General features: G+C 65.7%; 18 protein-coding genes. 14 read left to right on the top strand and 4 right to left on the bottom strand.

The window, feature by feature from the left end:
* Positions 1-133 precede the first annotated feature (133 nt).
* On the bottom strand, positions 134-910 hold the full coding sequence (gene ubiE, locus ACFZAI_RS18755; protein ID WP_054421285.1) for a bifunctional demethylmenaquinone methyltransferase/2-methoxy-6-polyprenyl-1,4-benzoquinol methylase UbiE: 777 nt from the start codon (positions 908-910) through the stop codon (positions 134-136).
* 163 nt (positions 911-1,073) lie between these two features.
* Here ubiE and phoB point away from each other — a divergent pair, with 163 nt between their 5' ends.
* The 9 genes from phoB (at position 1,074) to serA (ending at position 10,332) form a co-directional block, all read left to right on the top strand.
* Positions 1,074-1,772: a phosphate regulon transcriptional regulator PhoB gene (gene phoB / locus ACFZAI_RS18750; protein WP_006227196.1), complete on the top strand. Its 699-nt coding sequence runs from the start codon at positions 1,074-1,076 to the stop codon at positions 1,770-1,772.
* Positions 1,773-1,784: 12 nt separating this feature from the next.
* Positions 1,785-3,092 carry a phosphate regulon sensor histidine kinase PhoR gene (phoR, locus tag ACFZAI_RS18745; protein ID WP_391568367.1) on the top strand — a complete coding sequence of 436 codons (1,308 nt, stop codon included), beginning with the start codon at positions 1,785-1,787 and terminating at the stop codon, positions 3,090-3,092.
* A 57-nt stretch (positions 3,093-3,149) separates the two neighbouring features.
* The gene (locus ACFZAI_RS18740; protein WP_054421283.1) at positions 3,150-3,836 is read left to right on the top strand and encodes a heavy metal response regulator transcription factor; all 687 of its coding nucleotides are present in this window, start codon (positions 3,150-3,152) and stop codon (positions 3,834-3,836) included.
* Complete coding sequence (locus ACFZAI_RS18735) at positions 3,833-5,236, top strand: heavy metal sensor histidine kinase (protein WP_391568366.1); 1,404 nt, start codon at positions 3,833-3,835, stop codon at positions 5,234-5,236. Before ACFZAI_RS18740 ends, ACFZAI_RS18735 begins: the two co-directional genes overlap by 4 nt.
* Before the next feature lie 70 nt (positions 5,237-5,306).
* The gene (locus tag ACFZAI_RS18730) at positions 5,307-5,804 is read left to right on the top strand and encodes a plastocyanin/azurin family copper-binding protein (RefSeq protein WP_391568365.1); all 498 of its coding nucleotides are present in this window, start codon (positions 5,307-5,309) and stop codon (positions 5,802-5,804) included.
* A 19-nt stretch (positions 5,805-5,823) separates the two neighbouring features.
* Positions 5,824-7,623 carry a copper resistance system multicopper oxidase gene (locus ACFZAI_RS18725; RefSeq protein ID WP_391568364.1) on the top strand — a complete coding sequence of 600 codons (1,800 nt, stop codon included), beginning with the start codon at positions 5,824-5,826 and terminating at the stop codon, positions 7,621-7,623.
* Positions 7,624-7,626: 3 nt separating this feature from the next.
* Positions 7,627-8,502 carry a copper resistance protein B gene (locus tag ACFZAI_RS18720; RefSeq protein WP_391568363.1) on the top strand — a complete coding sequence of 292 codons (876 nt, stop codon included), beginning with the start codon at positions 7,627-7,629 and terminating at the stop codon, positions 8,500-8,502.
* Between the two features lie 37 nt (positions 8,503-8,539).
* A complete protein-coding gene (locus tag ACFZAI_RS18715) occupies positions 8,540-9,010 on the top strand; it encodes a DUF411 domain-containing protein (RefSeq protein WP_391568362.1) in 471 nt (156 codons plus the stop codon).
* A gap of 125 nt (positions 9,011-9,135) precedes the next feature.
* A complete protein-coding gene (gene serA, locus ACFZAI_RS18710; protein WP_391568361.1) occupies positions 9,136-10,332 on the top strand; it encodes a phosphoglycerate dehydrogenase in 1,197 nt (398 codons plus the stop codon).
* A 68-nt stretch (positions 10,333-10,400) separates the two neighbouring features.
* Here serA and ACFZAI_RS18705 read toward each other — a convergent pair whose 3' ends face one another.
* The gene (locus ACFZAI_RS18705; RefSeq protein WP_391568360.1) at positions 10,401-11,273 is read right to left on the bottom strand and encodes a LysR substrate-binding domain-containing protein; all 873 of its coding nucleotides are present in this window, start codon (positions 11,271-11,273) and stop codon (positions 10,401-10,403) included.
* A 146-nt stretch (positions 11,274-11,419) separates the two neighbouring features.
* Between ACFZAI_RS18705 and ACFZAI_RS18700 the strand changes: the two genes are divergently transcribed.
* From ACFZAI_RS18700 to ACFZAI_RS18685, 4 genes are read left to right on the top strand one after another with little or no spacing between them, the layout of a single operon-like run.
* Positions 11,420-11,851, top strand: coding sequence for a VOC family protein (locus ACFZAI_RS18700; RefSeq protein WP_054421277.1), 432 nt, complete (start codon positions 11,420-11,422; stop codon positions 11,849-11,851).
* Between the two features lie 24 nt (positions 11,852-11,875).
* The gene (gene pxpB, locus ACFZAI_RS18695; protein ID WP_391568359.1) at positions 11,876-12,610 is read left to right on the top strand and encodes a 5-oxoprolinase subunit PxpB; all 735 of its coding nucleotides are present in this window, start codon (positions 11,876-11,878) and stop codon (positions 12,608-12,610) included.
* A complete protein-coding gene (locus ACFZAI_RS18690) occupies positions 12,607-13,605 on the top strand; it encodes a biotin-dependent carboxyltransferase family protein (RefSeq protein ID WP_391568358.1) in 999 nt (332 codons plus the stop codon). Before pxpB ends, ACFZAI_RS18690 begins: the two co-directional genes overlap by 4 nt.
* A gap of 11 nt (positions 13,606-13,616) precedes the next feature.
* Positions 13,617-14,384: a LamB/YcsF family protein gene (locus ACFZAI_RS18685; RefSeq protein ID WP_391568357.1), complete on the top strand. Its 768-nt coding sequence runs from the start codon at positions 13,617-13,619 to the stop codon at positions 14,382-14,384.
* 70 nt (positions 14,385-14,454) lie between these two features.
* Here the strand turns inward: ACFZAI_RS18685 and ACFZAI_RS18680 are convergent, their stop codons facing one another.
* Both ACFZAI_RS18680 and ACFZAI_RS18675 read right to left on the bottom strand, forming a co-directional pair.
* A complete protein-coding gene (locus ACFZAI_RS18680) occupies positions 14,455-15,156 on the bottom strand; it encodes a GntR family transcriptional regulator (protein ID WP_054421273.1) in 702 nt (233 codons plus the stop codon).
* 165 nt (positions 15,157-15,321) lie between these two features.
* On the bottom strand, positions 15,322-15,960 hold the full coding sequence (locus ACFZAI_RS18675) for a trimeric intracellular cation channel family protein (RefSeq protein ID WP_054421272.1): 639 nt from the start codon (positions 15,958-15,960) through the stop codon (positions 15,322-15,324).
* A gap of 253 nt (positions 15,961-16,213) precedes the next feature.
* Between ACFZAI_RS18675 and ACFZAI_RS18670 the strand changes: the two genes are divergently transcribed.
* On the top strand, positions 16,214-17,083 hold the full coding sequence (locus ACFZAI_RS18670) for a universal stress protein (protein ID WP_391568355.1): 870 nt from the start codon (positions 16,214-16,216) through the stop codon (positions 17,081-17,083).
* Positions 17,084-17,157: the final 74 nt, after the last annotated feature.

Genomic DNA, 17,157 nt, shown 5'->3' with positions numbered 1-17,157 from the left:
GGAAGCCCCACGGACAGCGGGACCTAAACGCGACTTTTCTTACAGTAATCTGAACGTCGTAAGAATAACGGACAAGACGCCGCCCCACAAGTTCCCCGTGGGGTGAAGAAATATCCTATGGACAGGCCGTGTTTCAGCCCAGGCGCACGCCTTCGTGCAGCGCGGCGATGCCGGCAGTCAGGTTGAAATACTGAACCCGTTCCAGGCCGGCGGTGCGCAGCATGTCGGCCAGCGTTTCCTGGTCGGGATGCATGCGGATGGATTCCGCCAGATAACGGTAGCTGGCCTCGTCCTTGGCGACCTTCTTGCCCAGCCAGGGCAGCACGTTGAAGGAATACCAGTCGTAGGCGGGCGCCAGGGGCTTGGCCACGCGCGAGAATTCCAGCACCAGCAGCTTGCCGCCCGGCTTCAGGACGCGGGTCATTTCGGCCAGCGCGCGGTCTTTGTGCGTCATGTTGCGCAGGCCGAAAGCCACGCTGACGCGGTCGAAATAACCGGTGGGGAACGGCAGGCGCTCGGCGTCGCACACGGCGGTGGGCACCAGGAGGCCGGCGTCGGTGAGGCGGTCGCGGCCCACGCGCAGCATGGAATCGTTGATGTCGGTCAGCCAGACCTCGCCGGTCGGGCCTGCGCGCTTGGCGAAGGCCTTGGCCAGGTCGCCCGTGCCGCCGGCGATGTCCAGTACCTTCATGCCGGGGCGGATGGCGGCGCGGCCAATGGTGAAGGCTTTCCAGACGCGGTGCAGGCCGGCCGACATGAAATCGTTCATGACGTCGTAGCGCTGGGCGACCGAATGGAAGACTTCAGCAACCTTGCGGGCTTTTTCGCCTTCCGGCACCGTTTGGAAGCCAAAATGCGTGGATTGGGCGTTGGAGTCGGCGGAATGTTGCGATTCGGAGGGGTTTTGCATGGTGAATTCCCGATATATCCTGGCAATGGTAGCCTATCGGCCACGCGCTGGCGGGCAGAGAACCTTCCCCGTAAGCACCCTGCGGTCACATACCTGAAATATTGCGGCCATACTATCGCAATGTTCGCGCCGCGCCGGCGCTCAGAAGTGTGCCAAATTCGCCATGTCCAGCACCATCCTCGTCGTCGAAGACGAACCCGCAATCCAGGAACTGATCGCCGTCAACCTGTCCTTCGCGGGGCATAAAGTGCTGCGCGCGTTCGACGCCGACCAGGCCCAGACGCTGATTCGCGCCGAACTCCCCGATCTGATCCTGCTGGATTGGATGTTGCCCGGCACGTCCGGCCTGGCCATGGCGCGCAAGCTGCGCAACGACGAGCGCACCCGCGCCGTCCCGGTCATCATGCTGACCGCCAAGGGCTCCGAGCAAGACAAGGTAGACGGCCTGGAAGCCGGCGCCGACGACTACATCACCAAGCCCTTTTCGCCGAAAGAGCTCATGGCCCGCATCAAGGCCGTGCTGCGCCGCCGCGCGCCCCAGCTGACCGATGACGTCATCGACGTGGGCGGCCTGAAGCTGGACCCGGTGACGCACCGCTTGTCGGGCAACAGCCAGTCTTTGCAGATCGGCCCCACCGAGTTCCGTCTGCTGCACTTCTTCATGACCCACCCCGAGCGCGTGTTCTCGCGTTCGCAACTGCTGGATCAGGTCTGGGGCGACCACGTGTTCGTGGAAGAGCGCACCGTTGACGTCCACATCCGCCGCCTGCGCAAGGCGTTGGAACCCAGCGGCCACGATGCGCACGTTGAAACCGTGCGCGGCAGCGGATACCGGTTTACGGCACAGCTTCCGACGCGGTAAAACTCCCGCACGATGATCTGGCTGCGCACTCTTTTCCTGGTCGCCCTGTGGGCGGTGATTTCACTACTGGCGCAATGGCTCATAGGTGATCCATTCGGCTGGATCGTGTTTTGCGCCGCGCTCGCCGCCATGCTGCTCTGGCGCAGCTGGCGCCTGACGCTGGTTTCCCACTGGGCCAATCACCCGGACACCTCTCCTCCCGCCTCCGTCGGGCCTTGGGACGACATTCTCGCCCCGCTCTACCGCTACACCCGCGCCCGCGCGCGCGAACTGGCCGAAACCCGCGACACCATGCAAGGCATGCTGGCCGCCGCCCAGGCGCTGCCGGACGGCGCGGTCACGATGAATGAAGACTTCCAGATCGACTGGTGCAACCGCATGGCGCGCCAGCATCTGGGCCTGCGCCTGCCGGCCGACCGTGGCCACAATCTGCTGAACCTGCTGCGCGCGCCGGAATTCGTGGAATACGCGCACCGCTCGTCCTGGCCCGACCCGATTCTGGTGCGCCTGGGCCAGCAAGGCCAGGAACGGCTGATGATGATGCAGCTGACGTCCTACGCCAGCAATCAGCGCCTGCTCATCACGCGCGACGTCACGCAGATTGAACGCCTGGAAACCACGCGCCGCGATTTCGTGGCCAACGTCTCGCACGAGCTGCGCACGCCGCTGACCGTGCTGGCGGGCTTTCTGGAAACGCTGCGCGACATGCCGGCCGATGCCTTGCCCGAAGAACAGCGCGCGCAGTACATCGACATGATGCATGAGCAGGCCCAGCGCATGCAGGCCATCGTCGAAGACCTGCTGACCTTGTCCACGCTGGAATCGTCGCCGGGCAGCGACCCGCGCGCGATCAACATGAGCGCGCTGCTGCAAAAAGCTCGCCAGCAGATCGAAGCGTTGTCGGGCGGACGTCATGTGCTGGAATGGCACATCGACGAAACGCTGGACGTGCTTGGCGCCGAGACCGAGCTGACCTCGGCGCTGTCGAACCTGCTGACCAACGCCGTGCGCTACACGCCCGACGGCGGCACGATCACCGTGCGCTGGGAACGCGAGCCCGATGGCGGCGCGCGCTACAGCGTGCAGGACACCGGCATCGGCATCCCCGCCCGCCACCTGCCGCGCCTGACCGAACGTTTCTACCGCGTGGACCGCGGGCGTTCGCGCGCTGTGGGCGGCACGGGCCTGGGCCTGGCGATCACCAAGCACATCGCCATGCGCCACGATGCCGAATTGCTCATCACGAGCGAGCCCGGCAAAGGCAGCGTGTTCGCGCTGCGCTTCCCCTTCGAACGTATCGCCATCGACGAACCGGCCTGACCGGTTTGCTCGTACCACCCGCGCCGCAGCGCCGGCGCGGGTGGTAAATTTCCGGCCATGCGCATCCTGGTCATCGAAGACGAACCCAAACTGGCCGACTACCTCAAGAAGGGGCTGTCGGAACAGAGCCATATCGTGGATCTGGCGCGCGACGGCGTCGACGGCCTGCATCTGGCGCTGGAAGGCGCGTACGACCTGATCGTGCTGGATGTGATGCTGCCCGGCGTGGACGGCTTCGGCATCCTGGCGTCGGTTCGCGCACAAAAAGACACCCCCATCCTGATGCTGACCGCGCGCGACGCCGTGGAAGACCGCGTGCGCGGCCTGGAAGGCGGCGCCGACGATTACCTGGTCAAGCCCTTTGCGTTTTCCGAACTGCTGGCCCGCGTGCAGGCGCTGCTGCGCCGGGGCCGCACGCAGGAACCCACGCTGCTGCGCCTGGCCGATCTGGAGCTGGACCTGGCCCGCCGCCGCGCCCAGCGGGGCGGACGCCGCCTGGACCTGACCGCCAAGGAATTCAACCTGCTGGCCCTGCTGCTGCGCCGCCAGGGCCAGGTGCTGTCTCGCACCACGCTGGCCGAACAGGTGTGGGACATGAACTTCGATAGCGACACCAATGTCATCGACGTCGCCGTGCGCCGCCTGCGCGGCAAGCTGGACGACCCGTTCGACGCCAAGCTGCTGCACACCGTGCGCGGCATGGGCTATGTGCTGGAGTCGCGCCCCGAGCCCAAACCGGCATGAAGCCGCCGCGCATGCGTTCGATGCAGGCGCGGCTGACGCTGCTGCTGGGCGCCATTGCACTGCTGGTATCCAGCCTGGCCGGGGCGACGTTGTTCTGGGCGCTCAAGCGCGAAGTCGAACGCCAGGAGATCACCGAGGTCAGCGGCAAGCTGGAATTGATCGACCACCTGATCGACATGCAGAACAGCGCCAGCGGCCTGCACGACCTGGCCGCCACGTTTGACGAAATGCGAGCCGGCCAAGGCCAGTTGGGCATCTGGATCGTGGACGCGCAGGGGCACGCCGTGTACGGCGGCCCCGCCCCCGAAACGCTCGGCACGGGCGGCGACGGCAGGCAAGTGGTGCTGCAAACCGCCGATGGCGGGCGCATGCGCGGCTTGCGCGTGGCCATGAACGACCGCATCCTGCCGGGCGCCGAACTGACCGTGGCCGTCAGCACGCGCACCAGCTCGCAGTTTCTGTACGCCTATGGCACCGCGCTGGTGTTGATCTGCGCGCTATGGGTGGGTGCAACCGTCGTGCTGGCCGCCTGGGCCGTGCGCCGCAGCATGGCGCCCACGCGCCGGCTGTCGGAGCAGGCGGCGCGCATCCAGCCCGACAATCTGGCGCGCCGTCTGCCGCTGGAAGACACCGACCGCGAACTGCACGACCTGGTGCGGTCGTTTAACCGCACGCTGGAACGGCTGCAATCGGCGTATCAGCAAATGGAAGGGTTCAACGCCGACGTGGCGCATGAACTGCGCACGCCGCTTGCCACGCTGATCAACGGCACGCAGGTGATGCTGTCATCCCCGCGCGACGCCGCCGAATTGCGCGACGCGCTGGAATCGAATCTGGAAGAGCTTGAAGACCTGAAGACGCTGGTCAACGACATGTTGTTCCTGGCGCGCGCGGACCGCGGGGAACGGGCGGCGGACCTGGCGCCGGTGTCGCTCGCGGCCGAGGCCCGGCGCGTGGCGGAATACTACGAAGCGACGCTGGAAGCCCAGGGCGTGCATTTGCGCTGCGAGGGCGACGCAACGGTCGCCGCCAACCCGGGGCTGGTGCGCCGCGCCTTGGCCAATTTGATCTCCAACGCCATCAAGGCTACGCCCGCCGGCCGCGAAATCGTGCTGACGTGTTCAGCGTCGGCGGCAGGCGCGCGGGTGCAAGTGCGCAACCCGGGCACGCCCATTCCCGCCGCCGACCTGCCCCGCATCTTCGACCGCTTCTTCCGGTCCGGCCAACCCCGCGCGCCGCGCAGCGAAGGGCATGGGCTGGGGCTGGCCATCGTGCGCGCCATCGCCCTTATGCATGGCGGCGATGTGGACGCGGTGTCGGATGCGTCTGGCACGGTGGTGGGCATCACGTTGCGCGGGCCTGAGCCTGGCCCGCGCCCGCCCAACATTACAAAACCGTAATCCAGGCGACAGAATCGGGTCACCCCGGTTTTCCTACAGTGTCATCACGGTCACTCCTGTAAGGATTTTCGTGAAAGACGCTCTGATTCGCCTTAGCCAGGCTGCTGCCCTGGCCCTGCTGTTCACCGCCACCGCGCAGGCCGCAGGCGGCCACGATGGCCACAACATGTCGTCCATGGCCATGCCGGCCGCAACGGCGCCCATCGGCAAGCCGGGCGACGCCGCCCGCGCCACGCGCACCATCAGTATCGACATGAACGACGCCATGCGCTTCACGCCCGACCGCATCGAGGTCAAGGCCGGCGAAACCGTGCGCATCAATGTGCGCAATGTCGGCAAGATTCGGCACGAGCTGGTGCTAGGCACCGACGCGGATCTGAAAGCGCACTACGACATGATGATGAAGGACCCTGGCATGCGCCACGAGGAAGCCAACGCGGTGTCGCTGGAGGCGGGCAAGACTGGGCAGATCGTCTGGCGCTTCGACAAGGCGGGCACGGTGTCCTTCGGCTGCCTGGAACCCGGGCATTATTCGGCTGGCATGAAGGGAGCCGTGTCGGTGCTGTGACGCCCGGCACCGTCTTCCTATGCGCACACTTCCCCCTCTTGCCCGCCGGCGATTCGTACAGGGCCTGGCTGCCGGCGGCGCGCTGGCGGCGCTTGGCGGCTGGCGCGCGGCGCTGGCGCAATCGCACCCTGCCCCCACCGCCGAATTGCGCGGCACCGAGTTCCATCTTGAGATCGGTGAAACGCCGGTCAACTTCACGGGCGCGGCGCGCGTGGCCACCACCGTCAACGGCCAGGTGCCCGCGCCGCTTCTGCGCTGGCGCGAAGGCGACACGGTCACGCTGCACGTCACCAACCGGCTGCGCGAGCAGACGTCGATTCATTGGCACGGTATTTTGCTGCCGTCCAACATGGATGGCGTGCCGGGCCTGAGCTTTGACGGCATCGACCCCGGCCAGACCTTCTCCTACCGTTTCGACGTGCGCCAAAGCGGCACGTACTGGTATCACAGCCATTCGGGCTTTCAGGAACAGACGGGCCTGTACGGCGCGATTGTCATCGACCCGCGCCGTCGCGACCCCATCGCGTCTGACCGCGACTACACGGTGCTGCTGTCCGACTGGACAGACGAAGATCCCATGCGGCTTTTCAACAAGCTGAAGGTGATGCCCGACTACTACAACGGCATTCAGCCCAGCGTGCAAAGCCTGCGCGCCGACGCCGCCAGCCGCGGCTGGCGCGCCGCGCTGTCTGAACGCCTGATGTGGGAACAGATGCGCATGAACCCGTCGGACCTGGCCGATGTGTCGGGCGCCACCTACACCTTCCTGACCAACGGCGCGACGCCCGCGGGCAATTGGACCGGGCTGTTCACGCCGGGCGAACGCATCCGGCTGCGCTTCATCAACGGCTCGGCGATGACTTACTTCGACGTGCGTATTCCAGGATTGAAGATGACGGTGGTGGCGGCGGACGGGCAGGACGTGCGCCCGGTGGACGTGGAAGAGTTCCGCATCGGCGTGGCGGAAACGTATGACGTGATCGTCGAACCGCAAGACGACCGCGCCTACACGATCTTCTCGCAGGCCATGGACCGTTCCGGCTACGCCCGCGCCACGCTGGCCCCGCGCGCCGGCATGCAGGCGGAGGTGCCGGCTCTCGACCGCGTACAGTTGCTGGGCATGATGGACATGGGCATGGCGCACGACATGGGCGGTGGAGACCATGCCGGTGCAGGGACGGGCGCGGGCGCCAATGCAGGGGCAGGAGCAGGGGCAGCCGCGATGGACCACAGCGCCATGCCCGGCATGGATCATGGCATGCAGCACGGTTCCGGCGCAGGCCAGGGCGGCATGGTCGAAGTGACGCATCCCTACCCCGCCGAGCGCGGCGTGGGCAACTCGATGCTGCCCGATGTGGTGTCAACGCGTCTGGACGATCCGGGCGTGGGCTTACGCGACAACGGCCGCCGCGTGCTGACCTACGCCGACCTGCATTCCATTCGCGAACCCGCCGACAACCGCGCGCCCTCGCGCGAGATCGAGCTGCATCTGACGGGCAACATGGAACGCTACATGTGGTCGTTCAACGGCGTGAAGTTCTCGGACGCGAAACCCATCGTGCTGCGCTACGGCGAGCGCGTGCGCTTCGTGCTGGTCAACGACACGATGATGACGCACCCCATCCATCTGCATGGCCTGTGGAGCGACCTGGAATCGCCCGACGGCGCGTTCCAGGTGCGCAAGCACACCATCACGCTCAACCCGGCGCAGCGCCTGAGTTACCGCGTCAGCGCCGACGCGCGCGGGCATTGGGCCTACCACTGCCACCTGCTGTATCACATGGAGGCCGGCATGTTCAGAGCGGTCGTGGTGGAGTAAGCGATGACGTCCAAGACAAAACGATTAGGCGCCTGCGCCTTGGCGATGACGCTGCTTGCCGCGGGCGCGCACGCGCAATCCGCAGCAACCGACCACGGCGCGATGGACCATGCCAGCATGGGTCACGGCGCCCCCGCAGCGCCCGATGCGGCGCCCGATGCGCCCCCCATCGGCAGCCTGCCATCCAGCGATGGCGCGGGCGAGCGTGGCTACGGCAGCTACGGCATCCATCCGCACATGATGGACAACGACCCCACGTGGCAAGTGCTGTTCGACAAGTTCGGCATGTCGCGCAACCGCGATGGGCAGAATGCGCTGAATTGGGACGGCCGCTTCTGGTTCGGCACGGCCACCGACCGGCTCGTCGTCAAGAGCGAAGGCGAACGCGAAAACGGTGGCGGCTCGGACGCAAAGGTTGAAGCGTTCTGGAGCCACGCGGTCTCGCCCTTCTGGGACCTGCAACTGGGTGCGCGCCGCGACATCGGCACGGGCGCGAAGCGCAACTGGGCCGCCATTGGCATTGAAGGCGTCCTGCCGTACAACATCGAACTGGAGACGACCGGCTATGTGGGTTCATCGGGCCGCACGGCGCTGGCGCTGAAGGCCGAGTACGACCTGCTGCTGACGCAACGGCTGATCTTCACGCCGGAACTCGAAGCCAGCCTGTACGGCAAATCCGACCCTGAACGCGGGATCGGGTCGGGGCTGTCGACGGGCTCACTGTCGTTGCGGCTGCGTTATGAAGTCACGCGGGAATTCGCGCCGTATATCGGCGTATCCTTTGAGCGAAAGTTTGGCCAGACGGCAAGCTATGCCTCGGACGCGGGGGCCAGCCGCTCGCAGACGGCCGTGATGGCCGGCGTGCGGTTCTGGTTTTGACACCCGCGCCTTTTCGACATTACCCCTACGGAGCATCATGAACGCATCCCGCATTACGCGCCGCCTGGTTATTGCCGCGGCGCTGTTCACCCCGCTATTCGCGCCCGCGATCACAGCCGCGCAAACGCCCGTCAAGGTGGAAGTCTGGAAGACGCCCACCTGCGGCTGTTGCGAAGACTGGGTCAAGCACATGCGTGATAACGGCTTCACCGTGACCACGCACGATGTGCAAGACACTGGCCCAATCCGCCGCAACGCCGGCATGGCGGACTACGGTTCCTGCCACACCGCCATGGTTGACGGCTACGCGGTCGAAGGCCATGTGCCGGCCAGCGATGTGCGCCGTCTGCTGCTTGAAAAACCCGACGCAGCGGGCCTGGCCGCCCCCGGCATGCCGCTGGGTTCGCCCGGCATGGACGGCCCGGAATACGGGGGCCGCAAGACGCCGCACGATGTGGTGCTGGTCGACAAGCAGGGCGGCGCCAAGGTGTTCCAGGCCTATCGGTAAGGCGCGGGGGGTGGGAAGGCCGTTGAAACAATTCATCCACACCGTCTCAATGGCTACTCCTTGCACTGCAGCAAAAATGCGCCACAATAAATAACACGCATTCCTCACCCACCCCTGGCAGTCTCATGGCAAAAATCGTCCTGTTCGAGAACATCCACCCGAGCGCCCGCGCGGTCTTCGAAGCCGCTGGCTACACCGATATCGTCACGCACGCCGCGGCCCTGCCGCCGGCGCAAATGCACGACGCCCTGCGTGGCGTGCACGTGGCGGGGATTCGTTCTCGCACGCACCTGGATGCCGCTTTGCTTTCCAGCCCCGACCTGCGCGTCGTGGGCTGCTTCTGCATCGGCACCAACCAGGTCGACCTGGATTCGGCCATGCAGCGCGGCATTCCCGTGTTCAACGCGCCCTTCTCCAACACCCGTTCCGTGGCTGAACTGGTGCTGGGCGAAGCCATCCTGCTGCTGCGCCGCATCCCGGAAAAGAATGCCCGCGTGCATCTGGGCCACTGGGACAAGAGCGCGTCCGGCGCGTTTGAAACGCGCGGCAAGACGCTGGGCATCGTGGGCTACGGCAACATCGGCTCGCAGATCAGCACGCTGGCCGAAGGCCTGGGCATGCGCGTCATCTATCACGACGTGGAAGCCAAGCTGCCGCTGGGCAACGCGCGTCCGGCCGCAACGCTGAACGACCTGCTTGAGCAGGCCGATGTGGTGACGCTGCACGTGCCGGGCGGCAAGTCCACCGAAAACATCATGAACGCGGAGACCATCGCGCGCATGCGGCGCGGGGCCATCCTGATCAACGCGTCGCGCGGCACGGTGGTCGACATCGACGCGCTGCACGCCGCGCTGAAGTCCGGCCACCTGGCGGGCGCGGCACTGGACGTGTTCCCCACTGAACCCAAGGGCGCGGACGAACCGCTGGCAAGCCCGCTGATCGGCCTGCCCAACGTCATCCTGACCCCGCACATCGGCGGCAGCACGCAGGAATCGCAAGAGAACATCGGCCGCGAAGTGGCCGAGAAGCTGGTGCGCTTCATGCAGGCCGGCACCACCAAGGGCGCGGTCAACTTCCCCGAACTGCCGTATCTGGAACCGGCCGGCGCCACCCGTATCCTGCACGTGCACCGCAACGCGCCGGGCGCGCTTGGCACGCTGGACAACCTGATGGCGCAACACGGTTTGAACATCGTCAGCCAGACGCTGCAAACCAAGGGCCAGATCGGTTATGTGATTACGGACGTGGAAGGCCAGGTGGATGACGTGGTGATGTCCACGCTGCGCAGCCACCCGATCACGGTACGTTGCGACCGGCTGTAAACCGGACGCGGTTGATCGCTTGATTGCGGATGGCGTCATGGCTGAATTTGCTATGACGCCATTCTTGTTTATGGCACGCCTGCACTAGCTGCCGCCACCAGGCATTCCGCCATCTTTTCCCGCACGCTGCCCGCATCAAAAGGCAGCCGCCCGATGATGCCGATGTCGCGGTGAAACGCCTGGTCGCCCAACGGCACCAGCCGCAAACCCGTCATGTCCAGCCCGCGCAGGCGCGGCAACAGCGCCACCCCCAGCCCGTGACGCACCAGGTTGGCGATGGCTTCGATTTCATCGAGCTCCACCGCCTCATGCACATTCAAGCGGTGCTTCTTCAAGAAAATATCCACCACCCGCCCGCCGAATGACGCCCGGTCATAACGAATGAAGGGCTGCGTGGCGAGCACGTCGCGCCAGGGCGCGGCGGGCAGTGATTCCGGCATGGCCAGCACCACGGGTTCGCTTAACAGCGGCTGCCAGCCCAGCTCCGGCGGCAGCGTGAACGGCGGGCGGATCAGCACGGCCATGTCCACTTCGCCCGCATCCACCTGACCCAGCAGCGACAACGACACCCCCGGCACAATCCGCACCCGCACATCGGGATACACCGCGCGAAACCGGCCCAGCGCATCCACCAGTAAGCCTTGCTGCACCGAGGCGATCGCGCCTATGCGCAACGAGCCGCTGACATGGCCCGCCCCGGCCGTGGTGACCATGCGTTCGGCCATAGCCACCAATTCTTCGGCCTGCGGCAGCATCTCTCGGCCGTGCGCGTTCAACACCGCGGCGCGCGCGCTGCGGTCGAACAATTCCACGCCCAGGTATTCCTCCAGGCGCTTGATTTGCGCGCTGACCGCCGACTGCGTCAGCCCTAGATGCGTGCCCGCCCCGGTAAAGGTGCCGTCACGCGCCACGGCGATGAAGGTTTTGAACTCTTTGATCACGATCAATATTTTTGATGCTAAGACACAAAAAATATCGTTTTTCAATCAAAAAAACAATACCTAAACTGGAGCCTGGTGCTAGCGCTATTTGCACTCGCGGCAGCCCGCATGCCGATCACCCTCTTTTGAATGACCCGGAAATTCTCATGACCGCTCAAACCAACCTGCCGCCGTTCCACCTGGCCTTCCCGGTTCGCGACCTGGCCGAAGCCCGCGCCTTCTACGGCGAAAAGCTGGGCTGTCCGGAAGGCCGTAGCTCGTCCGAATGGATCGACTTCAACTTCTACGGCCACCAGATCGTCGCCCACCTGGCGCCCAGCGAATGCGGCCACAAGGCCACCAGCGCCGTGGACTCGCACAACGTGCCCGTGCGCCATTTCGGCGCCGTTCTTTCCATGGAACAATGGGAAGCCATGTCCAAGCGCCTGATCGACGCCGGCACCGAATTCGTCATCGAACCCTACATCCGCTTCAAGGGCGAAGTCGGCGAACAGGCCACGATGTTCTTCCTGGACCCGTCGGGCAACGCGCTGGAATTCAAAGCCTTCAAGAACATGGATTCCTTGTTCGCCAAGTAATCCGCCGCCAGAGGTTTCGCGCCGTTGAACGCTTCTTCCGAACCCCCTTCTCCGGCCGAAACCTTGTGGCGCATCCAGCCCCAGGGTGATCGCTGCCTGATCATCACCTTTGGCGACCGGATCGACGCGTCGGTCGGCCGAACCTGTCTGGCCGCGGCGCGCAAACTGCGCGACGCGCAATTGGCCGGCGTAACCGACGTGGTGCCGTCATTCGTCGCCGTGGCCGTGCATTACCGGCCCGATGGCGTCGGCGGCGGCCCCACCTGTTCCACGCTGACCGCCCGCGTCAACGCGCTGCTAGCTGACGGCATCCCTGTCGACGCCTCGGCCGAACGTGACATTGATATCCCGGTTTGTTACGGCGGCGAACATGGCCCCGACCTGGCCGACGTCGCGCGCGCCGCTGGCGTAACGCCCGACGAGGTCATCGCCTTGCACAGCGGACCGCGCAGCATGGTGTTCATGCTGGGGTTTGCGCCGGGCCACCCCTACCTGGGCCTGCACGACGAAAAACTCAACATCCCGCGCCGGCCGTCGCCGCGCACCGTGGTGCCCATCGGCTCCGTTGCCGTCGCCAACCGGCAGACGGTGATCTACCCGAACCGGCTGCCCGGCGGCTGGAACATCATCGGCGCCACGCCGCTGACGCTGTTCGACCCGGCCCGCGAACCGGCCTCGCTGCTGCAACCGGGCGATTCGGTGCGCTTCGTGCCCATCAGCGCCGACGAGTTCAACCGCATCAGGAAGGCACAGCCATGAGCCTGGCCGTCATCAAGCCCGGCATGCTGTCCAGCTTCCAGGACGCCGGCCGCAACGGGTACCAGCATCAAGGCATACCCGCGGCGGGCGCCATGGACGAACGCGCGCACCGGCTGGCCAATGCGCTGGCGGGCAACGCCGGCGACCCCGCCACGTTGGAAATAACGCTGACCGGGCCGACCTTGCGCTTCGATGCGCCGGCCTGCTTTGCGCTGGCCGGCGCGGATCTTGGCGCCACCTTGAACGGACAAGACATTGCCCCGCACCGCCCGTTAGTGGCCTGTGCGGGCGACACGCTGGCCTTCGGCGCGCGCCCGGCCAACGGCGTGCGCGCCTATCTGGCGGTGCATGGCGGCTTTGCCTTGCCCGCGGTGATGGGCAGCGAATCCACGTATTTGCGCAGCGGCTTTGGCGGCTTCCAAGGACGCGCGCTGGCCAAGGGTGACCACATTGCACTGCGGACCCCGCTTGCCGCACACCAGGACCTGAAGGCGCTGCGCGACGCATTGTGGACCCTGCGCATCTATCTGCCCGGCACGCTGGGCAACCCGCGCCGCGCCGCCATCCGCTTTCTGCCCGGCCTGCACTGGCACGAATTCTCGGAGGCCACGCGCGACGCGTTCACCCGCTCGGAATTCCGCGTCAGCCCGCAGTCCGATCGCATGGGCTATCGGTTGACAGGCCCGGCGCTGGCGCTGGAACAGCCGCGCCAGATGCTGTCGGAAGCCGCCTGTTTCGGCACCGTGCAGGTGCCGTCGGGCGGCGAGGCCATCATCCTCATGGCCGACCGCCAAACCACGGGCGGCTACCCCAAGATTGCGCAGATCGCCACGGTGGACCTGCCCGCGCTGGCGCAGACCGCCCCGGGCGACACGCTGCGTTTCGCCCTGATCAGCCTGGACGACGCGCAGCGGCTGGATGGCGAACGCGAACGCGCGTTCACGCAATTGCACGACGCGCTGGCGCCGCTGCGCGCCTTGCTGACCCCCGCATAAAGGAACCTGCAATGACGACCCGCATCGATTTGAACTGCGACATGGGCGAAAGCTATGGCGCGTGGACCATGGGCAACGACGCGGCGGTGCTGCAATACGTCAGCTCCGCCAACATCGCCTGCGGATTTCATGGCGGCGACCCGGCCACCATGCGCAAGACGGTGGCGGCCGCGCTCAAGCAGGGCGTGGCGCTGGGCGCCCACCCCAGCTTGCAGGACCTGGCGGGCTTTGGCCGCCGCAGCATCCCGACCACGCCCGATGAAGCCTATGACATCGTGGTCTATCAGATCGGCGCGCTGGCCGGCGTAGCCGCCTCGCAAGGGGCGCGGCTGCACCACGTGAAGGCGCATGGCGCGTTGTACAACATGGCCGCAAAAGACGAAGGCCTGTCGCGCGCCATCTGCCAGGCGGTCAAGGATGTGGACGCGTCGCTGATTCTGTATGGGCTGGCCGGCAGCAAGCTGATCGACGCGGCGCGCGACATTGGGCTTGCGGCCGCCAGCGAAGTATTCGCCGACCGCTCTTACCAGGACGACGGCTCGCTCACGCCGCGCACCCGCGCGGGCGCCATGATCGAAGACCTGGACCAGGCGGTGGCGCAAGTCATCCGCATGGTGCGCGAAGGCAAGGTGCGTTCGGTTGATGGCCGCGATGTGCCGGTGCAAGCCGACACGCTCTGTATCCATGGCGACCAGCCCAACGCCCTGTTGTTCGCCAACGGCATCCGGCAGGCGCTGGACCAGGCGGGCATTGAAGTGCGTACGCCAGCGCGCGGCTGAACGCGCGGCGACTGAACGCGCGGTGGCTGAACGCGCGGTGACTGAACATGCGGCGGCTGAACGCCAGCGCTCAGGCCCGGCCGTAGCGCGGAGCCGCCTCTTGCCTTACGGGTTCAATGGCGTCGCGATACACCTGCACAATGCTCGGCAGCACTTCCAGCACGTAGGTGCGCGTCAACCCTGCTGCGCGCTCAAAGTCGCGCACGGCCACGGCCTGCGTGATGCCGTGCGTGTAGGTCTGGATGGTGTTGGTTTCAATCGATCGCCGGGCCAGCAGGAAGCGCAGCGGCTCCACCTGTTCGTAGAGCTTGCTCAGCATGCTGGTCAGCGGCGTATTGCCGGTGTAGCGGGCGCTGGCCAGATAGAACTCGCGGCACGCCGCGATGCTGGCGCGCACGTCCCGCTTGGCCATCGACGACGCAATCGCTTCGTCGTAGCTGCGCAACTCGGCCACCAGAGGCGACAAATCCGTCACGTCGGCCAGCTGGCGCAGGCAATACGCCTCCAGCTCCGCGCGCAACATGTACAGGTGGCGGATTTGCGTTTCGGTATAGAGGGTGACCCGAAAGCCTTTGCGTTGGATATGCGTGACCAGGCCGCTCAACTCCAGCAGACGCAGTGCTTCCCGGATCGGGCTGCGGCTGGTGCCGAAACGCTGCTCTAGTTCTTGCTCCCGCAAGGGCTGCCCGGGCCGGATAGTGCCATCCACTATCAACTCACGAATCTGTTCCTGAAGAAAATACGGAATCGTGGCGGGCGCTTTGACGTCCAATCGGCTCCCCTTTTACTGCGCGAGGCATGGTATGAGACACCGAGAAGATACTAGAAATCTCTTGAAACACAAATAAGAAAATTGTTGCAGAGGACAAAGCGGGTTTGTCTCAGTCCCCGTCTATCGATACCAGTGTTTCGATCCCCGCCTTTCAGTCCCAGTCTTTCAGTCCCAGTCATCCCGATAGACGAACTTTGGCATCTGCCAGTTAAAGCGCAGCGCCAAGAGACGCATGGCCAGCCCCACCGCCAACGCCAGCGGCACGGCGGCATTGGCCGACAAGCCCAGCGACTGGCCGCCCAGGTACAAGGCCCCGGTCAACACCGACACGCTGGCGTACAGCTCTTTGCGAAACAGCAGCGGCACTTCGTTGCAGAGCACATCGCGCAGCACCCCGCCTGCGCAACCGGTGATCATGCCGCTGATCAAGACCACGGTGACCGGCAGCTGCATCATCTGCGCCACCTGGCAGCCGATGACGGTGAAGGCGACCAGGCCCAGCGCGTCAGCCAGCAGGAACACGCTGCGCAAGCGCCGCATCACGGGCGCGATCAAGGCCGTGAGAATGGCGGCCCCGCCCGTCATCCACAGGTACTCGGGGTGAATGACCCAGGTCAGCGGGTAATGGCCCAGCAGCACATCGCGCAGCGAACCGCCGCCCAGCGCGGTGACGCAGGCGATGATGCAGACGCCCATCCAGTCCATGTCGCGCCGGCCGGCCGACAGCGCCGCGGTCATGGCTTCGGCCACGATGGCGACTAAGTACAGCGTGTGCAGCAAGGCGGGGGAAATGTCGGAGAACATGGATGTCACGGCTAAAGGAAAAAAGGGGCCAGGGAAACCGGCGCGGCCAACCCCACATTGTATTGACGCTGATATTGCGCAAGCCGCCATTGCCTGGTTGCCGCGCGTCCCTTACGCTGGACCGTGCGTTGACATCGATCAATCCCCCGTCCGCATCGCGGCGAGACAATGGGATAACGCCCTGACAGGGCGAGACAAGCCAGGCTGCGCGGACGCGGGAGTCGCCACTCTGGCTACAACCGGGAGATAACGTATGACACAGCAAACAGGCCCCATCCTTCTGGCGACCGACCTGAGCGCGCGCGGCGATCGCGCCCTGGACCGCGCGCTACAGCTCACGAAGGAACTCAATACCAAGCTGATCGTCCTGCATGTCATGGAAAGCCATGCCACGACTGCGCGCCTGACCACGCCGGTCTGGCGGCGCCTGTCGTCCGACCACAAGTCGCTGGCCGAACGCGAGCTGGCGGAAGACCTGTCCGCGGCTGACGTGCCTTCCGAAGTGGTGGTGGTGTCGGGCGATCCGCTCACGCACATCATGGAAACGGCCGATAGCTACGGTTGCTCGCTGATCGTCACCGGCACCGCCCGCGACGAAACACTGGGCCGGCTGCTGCTGGGCACCACCGTTGAGAAGCTGGCCCGGCAAGCGCGCCAGCCGGTGCTGGTCGTCAAGAACCGCCCGCGCAAACCGTATCGCGACGTGCTGGTCGCCACCGACTTCTCGCCGGGCTCGCGCCAGGCCCTGCGCGCCGCGCTGCAACTGGTGCCCAACGCCAACCTGACGCTGTTCCATGCGTACGACGTGCCGTTCCAAGGCAAGTCCGTGCCAGACGACGCCATCACGCGCAGCTTCTACAAAGGCGCGGAACAAAGCGCGCGGGAATTCACGGCGCAAACGCCGGAACTGGCCGGGCTGACCCCGCCCAAGGTGGTGCTGGAACCCGGCCAGCCCGAAACCGTGCTGTCGGAATATTCGTTCCACCATCGCTCCGACCTGGTCGTGACCGGCACGCACGGCCGCACCGGCATCCTGCGCACCGCCATCGGCAGCGTGGCTGAGCGCCTGTTGGAATCGCTGCCAAGCGACGTGCTGATCGTCCGGCTGATCGACGACGAATAGGGAGGCCCGCAGGCTCGGCCCGGCCCCATGAAAAAGCGGCGCTTCTGGCGCCGCTTTTTGCTGTGCAGTGGTCT

Source organism: Achromobacter sp. NPDC008082 (genome assembly GCF_042957345.1).
In the GTDB taxonomy this organism is placed as follows: domain Bacteria; phylum Pseudomonadota; class Gammaproteobacteria; order Burkholderiales; family Burkholderiaceae_B; genus Achromobacter; species Achromobacter kerstersii_A.
This window is presented reverse-complemented; position numbering and strand designations above follow the sequence as displayed.

Excerpts from the sequence above, each read along its gene's own strand:
- ubiE (WP_054421285.1), bottom strand. The coding sequence starts at position 910 with ATGCAAAACCCCTCCGAATCGCAACATTCCGCCGACTCCAACGCCCAA.
- ACFZAI_RS18700 (WP_054421277.1), top strand. The coding sequence starts at position 11,420 with ATGACCGCTCAAACCAACCTGCCGCCGTTCCACCTGGCCTTCCCGGTT.
- ACFZAI_RS18715 (WP_391568362.1), top strand. The coding sequence starts at position 8,540 with ATGAACGCATCCCGCATTACGCGCCGCCTGGTTATTGCCGCGGCGCTG.
- phoB (WP_006227196.1), top strand. The coding sequence starts at position 1,074 with ATGTCCAGCACCATCCTCGTCGTCGAAGACGAACCCGCAATCCAGGAA.
- ACFZAI_RS18685 (WP_391568357.1), top strand. The coding sequence starts at position 13,617 with ATGACGACCCGCATCGATTTGAACTGCGACATGGGCGAAAGCTATGGC.
- serA (WP_391568361.1), top strand. The coding sequence starts at position 9,136 with ATGGCAAAAATCGTCCTGTTCGAGAACATCCACCCGAGCGCCCGCGCG.
- phoR (WP_391568367.1), top strand. The coding sequence starts at position 1,785 with ATGATCTGGCTGCGCACTCTTTTCCTGGTCGCCCTGTGGGCGGTGATT.
- ACFZAI_RS18720 (WP_391568363.1), top strand. The coding sequence starts at position 7,627 with ATGACGTCCAAGACAAAACGATTAGGCGCCTGCGCCTTGGCGATGACG.
- ACFZAI_RS18690 (WP_391568358.1), top strand. The coding sequence starts at position 12,607 with ATGAGCCTGGCCGTCATCAAGCCCGGCATGCTGTCCAGCTTCCAGGAC.
- ACFZAI_RS18675 (WP_054421272.1), bottom strand. The coding sequence starts at position 15,960 with ATGTTCTCCGACATTTCCCCCGCCTTGCTGCACACGCTGTACTTAGTC.
- ACFZAI_RS18670 (WP_391568355.1), top strand. The coding sequence starts at position 16,214 with ATGACACAGCAAACAGGCCCCATCCTTCTGGCGACCGACCTGAGCGCG.
- ACFZAI_RS18735 (WP_391568366.1), top strand. The coding sequence starts at position 3,833 with ATGAAGCCGCCGCGCATGCGTTCGATGCAGGCGCGGCTGACGCTGCTG.
- ACFZAI_RS18725 (WP_391568364.1), top strand. The coding sequence starts at position 5,824 with ATGCGCACACTTCCCCCTCTTGCCCGCCGGCGATTCGTACAGGGCCTG.
- ACFZAI_RS18740 (WP_054421283.1), top strand. The coding sequence starts at position 3,150 with ATGCGCATCCTGGTCATCGAAGACGAACCCAAACTGGCCGACTACCTC.